General features: G+C 73.7%; 10 protein-coding genes. 6 read left to right on the forward strand and 4 right to left on the reverse strand.

The window, feature by feature from the left end; all coding sequences use genetic code 11:
* Positions 1–82: 82 nt before the first annotated feature.
* Entirely contained in the window at positions 83–1,534 is a 1,452-nt protein-coding gene (locus ACZ7EC_RS12860; RefSeq protein ID WP_471061733.1) for a WGR domain-containing protein, read from the forward strand.
* A 25-nt stretch (positions 1,535–1,559) separates the two neighbouring features.
* On the opposite strand, the gene ACZ7EC_RS12865 is transcribed toward ACZ7EC_RS12860, so the two are convergent.
* Together ACZ7EC_RS12865 and ACZ7EC_RS12870 are read right to left on the reverse strand one after the other, a co-directional pair.
* The gene (locus tag ACZ7EC_RS12865; RefSeq protein WP_471061734.1) at positions 1,560–3,122 is read right to left on the reverse strand and encodes a glycerol-3-phosphate dehydrogenase/oxidase; all 1,563 of its coding nucleotides are present in this window, start codon (positions 3,120–3,122) and stop codon (positions 1,560–1,562) included.
* Positions 3,119–3,727: a TetR/AcrR family transcriptional regulator gene (locus ACZ7EC_RS12870; RefSeq protein WP_471061736.1), complete on the reverse strand. Its 609-nt coding sequence runs from the start codon at positions 3,725–3,727 to the stop codon at positions 3,119–3,121. The genes ACZ7EC_RS12865 and ACZ7EC_RS12870 overlap by 4 nt, the downstream gene beginning before the upstream one ends.
* Positions 3,728–3,836: 109 nt before the next feature.
* Here ACZ7EC_RS12870 and ACZ7EC_RS12875 point away from each other — a divergent pair, with 109 nt between their 5' ends.
* The 3 genes from ACZ7EC_RS12875 (at position 3,837) to ACZ7EC_RS12885 (ending at position 6,820) form a co-directional block, all read left to right on the forward strand.
* Positions 3,837–5,429: an FAD-binding oxidoreductase gene (locus tag ACZ7EC_RS12875; RefSeq protein WP_471061738.1), complete on the forward strand. Its 1,593-nt coding sequence runs from the start codon at positions 3,837–3,839 to the stop codon at positions 5,427–5,429.
* 81 nt (positions 5,430–5,510) lie between these two features.
* Complete coding sequence (locus ACZ7EC_RS12880) at positions 5,511–6,410, forward strand: diacylglycerol kinase family protein (protein ID WP_471061740.1); 900 nt, start codon at positions 5,511–5,513, stop codon at positions 6,408–6,410.
* Between the two features lie 71 nt (positions 6,411–6,481).
* The gene (locus ACZ7EC_RS12885) at positions 6,482–6,820 is read left to right on the forward strand and encodes an NUDIX hydrolase (protein WP_471061742.1); all 339 of its coding nucleotides are present in this window, start codon (positions 6,482–6,484) and stop codon (positions 6,818–6,820) included.
* An 11-nt stretch (positions 6,821–6,831) separates the two neighbouring features.
* Here the strand turns inward: ACZ7EC_RS12885 and ACZ7EC_RS12890 are convergent, their stop codons facing one another.
* Positions 6,832–7,203: a thioesterase family protein gene (locus ACZ7EC_RS12890; protein WP_471061744.1), complete on the reverse strand. Its 372-nt coding sequence runs from the start codon at positions 7,201–7,203 to the stop codon at positions 6,832–6,834.
* 103 nt (positions 7,204–7,306) lie between these two features.
* On the opposite strand from ACZ7EC_RS12890, the gene ACZ7EC_RS12895 reads away from it, so the two are divergent.
* Both ACZ7EC_RS12895 and ACZ7EC_RS12900 read left to right on the forward strand, forming a co-directional pair.
* On the forward strand, positions 7,307–8,275 hold the full coding sequence (locus ACZ7EC_RS12895) for a Dyp-type peroxidase (RefSeq protein ID WP_471061745.1): 969 nt from the start codon (positions 7,307–7,309) through the stop codon (positions 8,273–8,275).
* 25 nt (positions 8,276–8,300) lie between these two features.
* A complete protein-coding gene (locus ACZ7EC_RS12900; RefSeq protein WP_471061748.1) occupies positions 8,301–10,787 on the forward strand; it encodes an ATP-dependent Clp protease ATP-binding subunit in 2,487 nt (828 codons plus the stop codon).
* A gap of 36 nt (positions 10,788–10,823) precedes the next feature.
* Here ACZ7EC_RS12900 and ACZ7EC_RS12905 read toward each other — a convergent pair whose 3' ends face one another.
* Positions 10,824–11,294 (reverse strand): GreA/GreB family elongation factor, encoded by a 471-nt coding sequence (locus tag ACZ7EC_RS12905; protein ID WP_471061749.1) that lies wholly within the window; start codon positions 11,292–11,294, stop codon positions 10,824–10,826.
* Between the last annotated feature and the right edge of the window lie 38 nt (positions 11,295–11,332).

Genomic DNA, 11,332 nt, shown 5'->3' on the forward strand with positions numbered 1-11,332 from the left:
CGATTGTCAGTGCCCCCGCCTACGGTGTGATCAGTGAGGACCTGCGGGGACGGCCGGGGTCTGTTGTGGGGAGGGGTGTGCCATGTCTGCGGTGACCGCGGCGGAGACGACGTATCTGGAGCTGTCGCAGGAGGGCGGGGGCGCCCACAAGTTCTACGAGGTGAGCGTCGAGGGCCTCGTGGTCACGGTGCGGTACGGCAGGATCGGCGCGGGCGGCCAGACGCAGACCAGCACGTTCCCGACCGTGGAGAAGGCACGTGCCGCGGCGGCGAAGAAGGTGGGGGAGAAGGTCCGCAAGGGGTACGCCCCGGCGGTGCCCGGCGGCCGGGCCCCGCGGCAGGTGACCCGGCGCGAGGTCGGCTCGGCCCCCTCCACCGCGCGCGCCGTGGCGCCGGTGCTGTGGCGGTTCCGGACCGGCTCGGCGGCGTTCGGCATCCATGTGGACGACGACCACTGCTGGGTCGGCAACCAGGCGGGTGACGTCTACACCCTGGACCACGAGGGCACCGTACTGGCCCGCTTCGGACTGCCGGACGGCGTGAAGTGCCTGGTCGCCGACGACTTCTGGATCTACGCGGGCTGCGACGACGGCAAGGTGTACGACCTGTCCGCCAAGCTGCCCTTCGCCGCCTACGACATCGCCGCCGACGTCGACATCTTCTGGCTGGACATCCACGAGGGTGTGCTCAACGTCTCCGACCGCGAGGGCCGGCTCACCGTGATCGACCACGAGGACGAACACCAGTGGGCCCGCCGCAGCGGCGGCGGGAGCGGCTGGATGGTGCGTGCCGACGACCGCGCCGTCTACCACGGCCACCACCAGGGCGTCACCGCCTACCACCCGGACGGAGGCGGCGAGTTGTGGCACACCGGCACACGCGGCGGGGTGCTGTTCGGCTGGCAGGAGGCCGACGCGGTGTACGCGGGCACCGGGCACCGCGTGGTGCAGCGGCTGTCGAAGGCGACCGGCGCGATCGAGGCGACGTACGCCTGCGACGGCGCGGTCTACTCCTGCGCCACGTCGCCGGGCGGCCGGTTCGTGTTCGCCGGGGACTCGGCCTCGTCCGTGTACTGCTTCGACCGCGACGGCACCCGGCTGTGGAAGCTCGGCACGGGCAGCGGCTCGGCGTTGTCGATGCAGTACCGCGACGAGCGGCTGTACCTGGTGACCACGGACGGCTCCCTGGTGTGCGTGGACGCGGGCGAGTCCGCCATCGGCGCGGCCCAGCAGGGTTCGGTGCCGGTCGTCCGCGACGTCAAACTCGCCGCCGCCCTCCCCGCGTACGCCCCGGCCACCGCCGTCGACGCGGTCGCCACCGTGGCCCAGGCCCCGACCGGTTCCGTCGTCGTGGAGTGCGTCCAGGAATCCGGCCGCCTGCGGGTCCACGTCGTCTCCGGCGGCTACGACCCCGCGTGGAACGTCCAGTTCCCCCGCGCGATACGCGTGCCGGGCGCCCGCTACGTCGTGGACGCCCTGCATCCCGCGGCGGGAGGCTTCTACCGGGTGCGGGGAGAGATCCGGCGGCTGGTGTGAGGACACCGCCGGACCTCGGACGCCCTCAGGCCGGCACCCCTTCCGCCATCACCTCCCGCGCCACCCCCAGCGCCGCCTCCCGGTCCTGCGGCACCAGGCCGATGCGGGTACGGCGGTCGAGCAGGTCGGACTCGTCCAGGGCGCCCTCGTGCCGGGCCGCCCACACGAGTTCGGCGCGGGTGACCGGATGGCCGGGCAGTACGGGCGCGGCGAGGGCGGGGTCCCGGACGGCGAGGGCGTGCACGGCCACGGCCTCCGTGCCGTAGCGGCGGACCAGCCGCCGGGGGACGGGCAGGGCGCGCAGCCGTCCGGGCGCGGCGGCACCGACCAGCGGCAGCCCGGCGGTGGGGGACGGCGGTACGGACAGCCCACCGGCCGCCGCGGCGGCGTCCACGGCGTCCTCGGCCATCCGGCGGTACGTGGTGAGCTTGCCGCCGACCACCGTGGTCACCCCGTCCGGCGAGGTCAGCACCGCGTGCCGGCGGGAGATGTCGGAGGTGCGGGTCGTCCCGGCGCCCCCCGACAGGTCCAGCAGCGGCCGCAGTCCGGCGAAGGCGCCGACGACCTCGGCACGGGCGACGGGCACGTCCAGGGCCGAGCCGAGCACGTCCAGCAGGAAGCCGATGTCCGTCTCCGGCACCTCCGGCACGTCCGGGACGCCCCCGTCGACGGGCTCGTCGGTGAGGCCGACGTACACCCGGCCGTCCCCCTGGGGCAGCACCAGCACGAAGCGGTTGGTCTCGCCGGGGATCGGGATGTGCAGCCCGGCCGGCAGCTCCCCGAGCCGCTCGGAGCGCAGCACCAGATGCGTGCCGCGGGAGGGCCGGATCCGGATGCCGTCGACCAGGCCGCCCGCCCACACCCCGGCGGCGTTGACCACCACACGCGCCCTGATCTCGCCCTCCTCGCCGGTGAGTTCGTCCCGGACGCGGGCGCCGCCACCGGTCAGCTCCAGCACCCGGACGCGGGTCAGCACCCGTGCGCCGTGCGCCGCCGCCGTGCGGGCCAGCGCGGTCACCAGCCGGGCGTCGTCGGTGACCCGCCCGTCCCAGGACAGCAGTCCCCCGCGCAGCCCGGCCCCGCGCACCGCGGGCGCCAGGTGCCGCGCCTCCGTCGCCGACAGCCGGCGCGGCGCGGGCAGCACCTGGCGCGGGGTGCGCGCCGCCAGCCGCAGCATGTCCCCGGCCCGCAGCCCGGCCCAGGCCACGGCCGCCTGAGCCGTCGACACCATCGGCGTCAGCGGCAGCACGAACGGCTGCGCGCCGACCAGATGCGGGGCGGTGCGGGTCATCAGCACCCCCCGCTCCACCGCGCTCTCGTGGGCCACGTCGAACTGCGCGGACGCCAGATAGCGCAGCCCGCCGTGGATGAGTTTGGAACTCCAGCGCGAGGTGCCGAAGGCCAGGTCGTGGGCGTCCACCGCGACGACGTCCAGACCGCGGGCCGCCGCGTCCAGGGCGACCCCGGCCCCGGTCGCGCCGAGCCCGACGACCAGTACGTCGGCCACCCGTTCCGCGGCCTCGGTCAGTTCGCGGGCACGCCGGGCCGCGCTGAGGGACGAGCCGGGTACCGCCTCGGTGTGACTCATGGCCTGAGGATCCTCTCCAGGAGGGCGCGCAGCTCGCCGAGGAAGGCGGCGGAGTCCAGCTCCGGATCGTCCTCGTCGGTCATCGTGCGCAGGGACAGGGTGAAGGACTGCACCGTCAACAGCAGGGCGCGCGCCTGGCGTTCGGTGTGCGCGCGGCGCACGGAGCCGTCCGCGTGGCCCTCGCGCAGGCTCTCGGTCAGCAGCCCGAGCAGCGCCAGCTGGCTCGCCCCGCGCCGGTCGAGCACATAGGGGAGCAGCAGCTCCGGATCGACGTCGACGATCTTGCGGAACAGGGGGTGCGCCCGGAACGCCTCGACGCCCGCCACCAGCCCTTCCACGATCCGGGTGCGCGTGTCGAGGCCGGGCGCCGGCTCGGGGATCGCCCGGCCGGCCACGTCGATCCACTCACGGGTCATCAGATCGCCCACCAGCGTGCGCAGGTCCGGCCAGCGCCGGTAGAGGGTCATCCGGGAGACACCGGCGCGGCGGGCCACGTCGGCGAGGGTCGTGCGGCGGACCCCGACGGCCAGCACGCAGTCGCGCACCGCGTCGAGGATCGGATCGCTCTCCGCGTCTTCCGTACCGTTGTGACGAATAGGCGTCATGTGTAACAGTGTAACGCCCCCGAGTCGGACGGAAGCCGGCGGACCATCGCCATACGCCCCGGACGCCGCCCGGACCGAGCACACCGACCTTTGTGAGGACGACCGTTCAATGGACATGCTGTGGAACGGCTGGGGCGACCCGGCCAAGGCGGCACCGCTGCCCGACTCGGTGACCGGGCTGCTGCGCGACCTGCTCGGCGTCAAGCCGCGCAGCACCCCCGCGCTCGCCCTGGACGACCTCCGCCCGCCCGCCCCCACGGCCGGGCCCGCGGCCCTGGCGGCGCTCGCCGCGGCCGTCGGCGGCGCCGAGCACGTGCGCACCGACGCCGAGAGCCGCGTCCGGCACACCCGCGGCAAGTCCACCCCCGACCTGCTGCGCATCCGCACCGGCGATGTCACCGACGTCCCGCAGGCCGTGGTCTTGCCCGCCACCCACGACGAGGTCATCGCCGTCCTGCGGGTCTGCGCGGACCACGCGCTGGCCGTCGTCCCGTTCGGCGGCGGCACCTCCGTCGTCGGCGGACTCGCCCCGGAGCGCGGTGCGTTCGTCGCGCTCGACCTGCGCCGCATGGACGCCCTGCTCGACCTGGACCCCGTCTCGCGCACCGCCGTCCTCCAGCCCGGCCTGCGCGCCCCCGACGCCGAGGCCCTCCTCGCCGAACAGGGCTTCACCCTCGGCCACTTCCCGCAGTCCTTCGAGTGGGCCAGCATCGGCGGCTTCGCCGCGGCCCGCTCCAGCGGCCAGGCGTCCGCCGGGTACGGCCGCTTCGACGAGATGGTCCTCGCCCTGACCCTCGCCACCCCCGAGGGCACCGTCGAGACCGGCCGCGCCCCCCGCTCCGCCGCGGGCCCCGACCTGCGCCAGCTGATCCTCGGCTCCGAGGGCGCCTTCGGCGTCATCACCTCCGTCACCGTGCGCGTGCGCCCCCTGCCCCAGACGAAGATCTACGAGGGCTGGCGGTTCGCCTCCTTCGAGGAGGGCGCCGCCGCGCTGCGCAGGCTCGCCCAGGACGGACCGCGTCCGACCGTGCTGCGCCTGTCCGACGAGACCGAGACCCTCATCGGCCTCGCCTCGCCCGACGAGATAGGCGCCGGCCTCGGCCGGAGCGACGCCGGCTGCCTCGCCATCGCCGGCTACGAGGGCACGCCCGAGGAGACCGCGTACCGGCGCGAGCAGGCCGCCGCCGTCCTCACCGCCTGCGGTGGCACCCCGCTCGGCACCGGGCCCGGCGAGCGCTGGGCCCACGGCCGGTTCTCCGCGCCGTACCTGCGCGACGCCCTCCTCGACGTCGGCGCCTTCGCCGAGACCCTGGAGACCGCCGCGTTCTGGTCCCGTGTCCCCGAGCTGTACACGGCGGTGCGCACCGCGCTCACCGACACCCTCACCGGGGCGGGCACCCCGCCGCTGGTGATGTGCCACATCTCCCATGTGTACGAGAACGGCGCCTCGCTGTACTTCACCGTCGTCAGCGCCGGGGGCGAGGACCCGGTGGCCCACTGGACGCCCGCCAAGCACGCGGCCAACGAGGCGATCCTGGCCGCCGGGGGCACCATCTCCCACCACCACGGGGTGGGCACCGACCACCGCGACTGGTATCTCAGGGAGACCGGAGAACTGGCCGCCGAGGCCCTGCGCGCCGTCAAGCACCGCCTCGACCCCGGCGGACTGCTCAACCCCGGCGTCCTGCTGCCCACCGACTGACTCGCCCACCGACTGACCCGCCCACCGACTGACTCGCCCACCGACCGACCCCATCCACCGCCTGCCCCGGAGGCACCCCCGATGCGCCAGTTCACCGCCGTCGTCAACCCGACCGCGGGCGGCTCCACCGCGGCGGCCACGCTGCTCCAGGTGGCCCGTCTGCTCAGGGAGGCCGGGGCCGGTCTGGAGACCGAGTACAGCCACAGCCTGGCCGACGCGCGGAACATCGCCCGCCGGGCCGGTGAGCGGGGCCGGATCGTGCTCGCCGTCGGCGGCGACGGCATCACCGGCGGCATCGGGGGCGCGCTCAGCGGCACCGGAACCGTGTTCGGCCTCGTACCGGCCGGCCGCGGCAACGACTTCGCCCGCGCCCTCGATCTGCCGGCCGACCCCGCCGCGCTCGCCGGCATCCTGCTGCACGCCGAGCCCCGGCCCGTCGACACCATCGAGGTGGAGTCCGCCGTCCACCGGCGCGCCGTGGTCCTCGGCAGCGTGTACGCCGGGGTCGACGCGCTGGCCAACCGGCACGCCAACCACACCCGGCTGCTGCGCGGCGCCGCCGCCTACTACGCGGGCGGCCTGCGCGCGGTGACCACCTGGCGGGCCGCCGACTACCGCGTCACCGTCGACGGCGAGGAGCACACCCACCGCGGCTACACGGTCGTCGCCGCCAACTCCCCCTATTACGGCTCCGGTCGGCGGATCGCCCCCGGCGCCCGCGTGGACGACGGCCTGCTGCACATCGTGATGATCAAGGAGGCGCCCCGCCGGCTGTTCTTCACCCTGATGAACGAACTGAAGACCGGCGCCCACATCCGCCGCCCCGAAGTCCGCGTCCTGCGCGCCAAGGAGCTGCGCATCGAGGCCGCCGGCCCCGTCCCCTACGGCGCCGACGGCGAGGTGGAGGCCACCTTGCCGGTGACCGTCCGGGTACGGCCCGGCGATCTGCCGGTGCTGTACCGGCCCGCGGACACCGCCTGACCCGTGTGCGGGGGCGCCCGCCGGGGTAGGCCAGCAGCGACCGCGGGAGCCGGGCCAGGGGGAGGAAGCGCATGGAGAACGCCGTACAGGCCGTCGTCGTGTACGACGGACGGCTGCTGCTGGTCCGGGAGGCCGACGCCTGGACGCTGCCGGCGGGCAGCGCGCAGCCCGCCGAGACGGCGCAGGCCACCGCCGCCCGCGTCGTCTACGAGACGACCGGCTACCTGGCCGACGGCTCCCCGGCGCTGGACGGCACCGCGGCCGTGCCCTGCCAGCTCCTCAGCGAGGACCCCTCGGACGGCGCCCGGTTCGCGCCCGGGGACATCCGCTGGACGCCGGTCGAACAGACTGCGGACATCGCGCTGCCCGTGGCCGTGCGCGACTACCTGGCGGGGCACGCCCCCGTGTGACCCGGCCTGGGTCAGGGGCCGCCGCGGAGGAACCGCCGCCGGTCCACGACCGCCCGCTCGATCTCGCCCTCCGCGACCGGCAGGCCCCGCCCGTCGACGGCCCGCACCGCGAAGGTGAGCCGCCCCGCGCCCGTCCGGGCCGGGGGATCCGCCGTCACCTCGACCCGGCCGCCGACCGGCGTCGCGCGCAGATGCCGCACGCGTACGGCGGTTCCCACGGTGGTCTCGCCCGGACCGGTGAACGGCGCGGCGGCGCGCACGGTCGCCGCCTCCAGCCACGCGATCAGCCGGGGCGTGCCGAGCACCGGCACCTCGCCGCTGCCCAGCGCCCGCGCGGTGTCGGCGTCGGTCACCCGGTGGACGCAGGTCACCCGGTCGCGCACCCCCTCACGCTATGCCCCCACCGGCCCGCCGACCTGCCGAGCGCGCGGGGCCGCGCCATGCTGGAACGGTCCGGCTCCGTCCCGTACGAGGAGGCAGGTCCCCGTGCCCGAGTCGCAGCCCGTCGTCGTCCCGCCCGCCAGGGCCGCCGTGTTCCTCGTCGTCACCGTCGACCAGGGCGGCGAGGACACCGTCCGGGACCTGCTGCAGGACGTGTCCGCGCTGCGCCGTTCGATCGCCTTCCGCGCTCCGCCCGAGGAGCTGAGCTGCGTCGTCGGCATCGGCTCCGCCGCCTGGAGCCGGCTGTTCAGCGGGCCGCGCCCCCGCGATCTGCACCCCTTCAGGGAGCTGAACGGCCCCCGCCACCACGCCCCCGGCACTCCGGGCGACCTCCTCTTCCACGTCCGCTGCCGCCGCATGGACCTCTGCTTCGAGCTGGCCCGGCAGTTCGCCGAGCGACTCGACGGCGCGGCCACCGTGGTGGACGAGGTGCACGGCTTCAAGTTCTTCGACGAACGCGATCTGCTCGGCTTCGTGGACGGCAGCGAGAGCCCCGAGGGCCAGGTCGCTGACGACGCGGTCTTCATCGGCGACGAGGATCCGGACTTCCGCGGCGGCAGCTATGTGACCGTGCAGAAGTACCTGCACGACATGAAGGGCTGGAACGCCCTGTCCGTCGAGGAGCAGGAGAAGGCCATCGGGCGCACCAGACTCGCCAACATCGAACTCCCCGACGACGCCAAACCCGCCGACTCCCACGTGGCCCTCAACACCGTCACCGACGAGCACGGCGACGAACGCAAGATCGTGCGCGAGAACATGCCCTTCGGGAACATCGCGCAGGGCGAGTACGGCACCTACTTCATCGGCTACGCCCGCACCCCCGAGGTCACGGAGTCGATGCTGCGCAACATGTTCCTCGGCCGGGACACCGCGTCGCACGACCGGATCCTCGACTTCTCCGTGCCGGTCACGGGCTGTCTCTTCCATGTGCCGACCCTCGACTTCCTCGACGATCCCCCCGCCCGGCCTCCGCTTGCGGGCCACTCGGCGCCGGGGTTCAGTGAGTACTGACCCCCTTTGCGCCCCTGGAGTTCTCATGTCGATGCCGTTCGGCACCCCCTTCGGTTCCCAGGACCCCTTCAGCGATCTGCTGAATCGTTTTTTCGGGATGTCGCCGGCCTCCTCCCCGCCCGCGGTGCAGCGCGTGCCGATCGGGCGGCTGCTGACGGAGTCGTCGCAGGAACTCCTCAACCTGGCCGCGCGCCGGGCCGCCGAGGACGGCACCTCCGACCTCGACACGGAGCATCTGCTGTGGGCGGCCACCAAGGTCGAGCCCTCACGCCGGCTGCTGCTCCAGGTGGACGTGGACCCCGACAGCCTCGCGGCCGAGATCGCCAAGGTGCTGCCGCGCGAGTCCGGCCAGCCCTCCGCGCAGCCCGGCCTCACCCCGGCGGCCAAGCGCACCCTCGGCGCCGCCTACGCCCAGTCGCAGGCGGCCGGGGTGTCGTACATCGGTCCCGAGCACATCCTCGCCGCGCTGCTCGGTGACAGCGACAGCGGGGCCGCCCGGCTGCTGCGGGCCGAGGGCATGGACGCGCGCAAGCTCTCGGGCCTCGCCGAACAGGCCGCCCGCAGCGAGAACACGCCGGCCGAGCGCAAGCAGCCGGCCACCACCCTGGACGAGTTCGGCCGCGACCTCACCGACGAGGCCAAGGCCGGCAAGCTGGACCCGGTGGTGGGCCGCGCCGAGGAGATCGAGCAGACCGTCGAGATCCTGTCCCGGCGCTCGAAGAACAACCCCGTGCTGATCGGCGAACCCGGCGTCGGCAAGACCGCCATCGTGGAGGGCCTCGCCCAGCGCATCGTGGCCGGCGAGGTCCCCGACACCCTCAAGGACAAGCGGGTCGTCGCGCTCGACCTGTCGGGCATGGTGGCGGGCGCCCAGTACCGGGGCCAGTTCGAGGAGCGGCTGAAGAAGGTCATCGAGGAGGTCCAGGCCGCGAGCGGCAACATCATCCTCTTCATCGACGAACTGCACACGGTCGTCGGCGCCGGCGCCACCGGCGAGGGTGCCATGGACGCGGGCAACATGCTCAAACCCGCCCTGGCGCGCGGCGACTTGCACGTCGTCGGCGCCACCACCATCGACGAGTACCGCAAGTACGTCGAGAAGGACGCCGCCCTGGAGCGCCGGTTCCAGCCGGTGATGGTGCCCGAGCCGACCGTCGACGAGACGGTGCAGATCCTCGAAGGGCTGCGGGACGCCTACGAGGCACACCACCAAGTACGTTTCGACGACAGCGCGTTGGTGGCCGCCGCCGAGATGTCCGACCGGTACATCACCGACCGCTTCCTGCCCGACAAGGCCATCGACGTCCTGGACCAGGCCGGCGCGCGGGTACGGCTGCGCAGCGCCGGCCGCTCCACCGAGGTCGTCAGCCGCGAGGACCGCATCGCCAAGCTGCGCCGCGAACTCGAACAGGCCGTGTCCGCCGAGGACTTCGAGCGGGCGTCGGAACTGAAGCGGGAGATCGCCGAGACGGAGGCCGAACTCGCCGGCATCGAGGAGCGCCGCGAGGGCGTCGTCTCCGTCACCGCCGCCGACATCGCCGACATCGTCTCCCGGCGCACCGGCATCCCCGTCTCCCAGCTCACCGCCAGCGAGAAGGAGAAACTCCTCAAGCTGGAGGAGGAGATGCACGCCCGCATCGTCGGCCAGGACGAGGCGGTCACCGCCGTGTCGCAGGCCGTACGACGCAACCGCGCCGGCATGGGCGACCCCAACCGGCCCGTGGGTTCCTTCCTGTTCCTCGGCCCGACCGGTGTCGGCAAGACCGAACTGGCCAAGACCCTCGCCGAGTTGCTGTTCGGCGAGGAGGACCGCATGGTCCGCTTCGACATGAGCGAGTTCCAGGAGAAGCACACCGTCGCCCGCCTCGTCGGCGCGCCGCCCGGATACGTCGGCTACGAGGAGGCGGGCCAGCTCACCGAGAAGGTACGCCGGCAGCCGTACAGCGTCGTGCTGTTCGACGAGGTGGAGAAGGCGCACCCCGATGTCTTCAACACCCTGCTCCAGATCCTGGACGACGGCCGCCTCACCGACTCCCAGGGCCGCACCGTCGACTTCCGGCACTGCGTCGTCATCATGACGTCCAACATCGGCGCGCACCGCATCCTCGACCACAAGGGCGATGTGTCCGAGCTGAAGGACGAGCTGATGGACGACCTGCGGGGCCGCTTCCTGCCGGAGTTCCTCAACCGCATCGACGACATCATCATCTTCCACGGGCTCACCGAGGACGACCTGTCGCAGATCGTGGACCACCTGCTGGACCAGAGCAAGCGCCGGGTGCACGCCCAGGGCATGAAGCTGGAGGTCACCGAGGCCGCGAAGAAGCTGCTCATCGCCCATGGCCACCAGCCGGAGTTCGGCGCCCGACCGCTGCGCCGCACCATCCAGGCGGAGTTGGACAACCGCATCGCCACGCTGCTGCTGAGCGGCGAGGCCGAGCCGGGGGACACGATCGTCGCGGACGTCGCGAAGGACACCCTGCACTGCTCGGTCCGCAAGCCCGAGAGCTGACCGGCCCCCCGGCCCCCTTACGGCTGCCCGGCGTTCCTACGCGGACGAGCCGCCGATCGACTCCACCACCGCGCTCGCGGGGCCGTCCGGAGTGTCGTACCGCACGCTGTCCCCGGCCCGGCGGCCGAGCAGCGCCCGGCCGAGCGGGCTGTCCTCGGTGACCAGGTTCTGGTCCAGCGCCTCGGCACCCTCGCCGATGGACAGCGTCTCCACCGAGCCGTTCGCGAACCGCACGGTGACCGTGCTGCCCACCCCGACCACATCGGTGCGCGCGGGCCCGGCCTGATCCGCCTCGTGCAGCCGCTCGGTGATGTCGGCGATCCGCCGGTCCAGCCGGTCGAGCTGGTCCACCCGCTGCAACTCGTCCGCCTGGTCGGCCTGGTCACCCACCTCGGGATCGTCCTTCAGGGTCCCGGCGACCATCCGCCGTTCCTCCCGCAGATCCGCGAGCTCCTGCTCCAGCGCACGCCGCGCTTCGGCACTGATCGGTTCGGGGCCACCGGTCATGACCGCTCCAGTCGACGTCGGTATACGGCTCGATGAGG

The organism is Streptomyces sp. NPDC037203, assembly GCF_055605065.1.

Coding starts and splice junctions, on each gene's coding strand:
- ACZ7EC_RS12880 (WP_471061740.1), top strand. CDS start 5,511: ATGCGCCAGTTCACCGCCGTCGTCAACCCGACCGCGGGCGGCTCCACC.
- ACZ7EC_RS12905 (WP_471061749.1), bottom strand. CDS start 11,294: ATGACCGGTGGCCCCGAACCGATCAGTGCCGAAGCGCGGCGTGCGCTG.
- ACZ7EC_RS12865 (WP_471061734.1), bottom strand. CDS start 3,122: ATGAGTCACACCGAGGCGGTACCCGGCTCGTCCCTCAGCGCGGCCCGG.
- ACZ7EC_RS12860 (WP_471061733.1), top strand. CDS start 83: ATGTCTGCGGTGACCGCGGCGGAGACGACGTATCTGGAGCTGTCGCAG.
- ACZ7EC_RS12870 (WP_471061736.1), bottom strand. CDS start 3,727: ATGACGCCTATTCGTCACAACGGTACGGAAGACGCGGAGAGCGATCCG.
- ACZ7EC_RS12900 (WP_471061748.1), top strand. CDS start 8,301: ATGTCGATGCCGTTCGGCACCCCCTTCGGTTCCCAGGACCCCTTCAGC.
- ACZ7EC_RS12875 (WP_471061738.1), top strand. CDS start 3,837: ATGGACATGCTGTGGAACGGCTGGGGCGACCCGGCCAAGGCGGCACCG.
- ACZ7EC_RS12885 (WP_471061742.1), top strand. CDS start 6,482: ATGGAGAACGCCGTACAGGCCGTCGTCGTGTACGACGGACGGCTGCTG.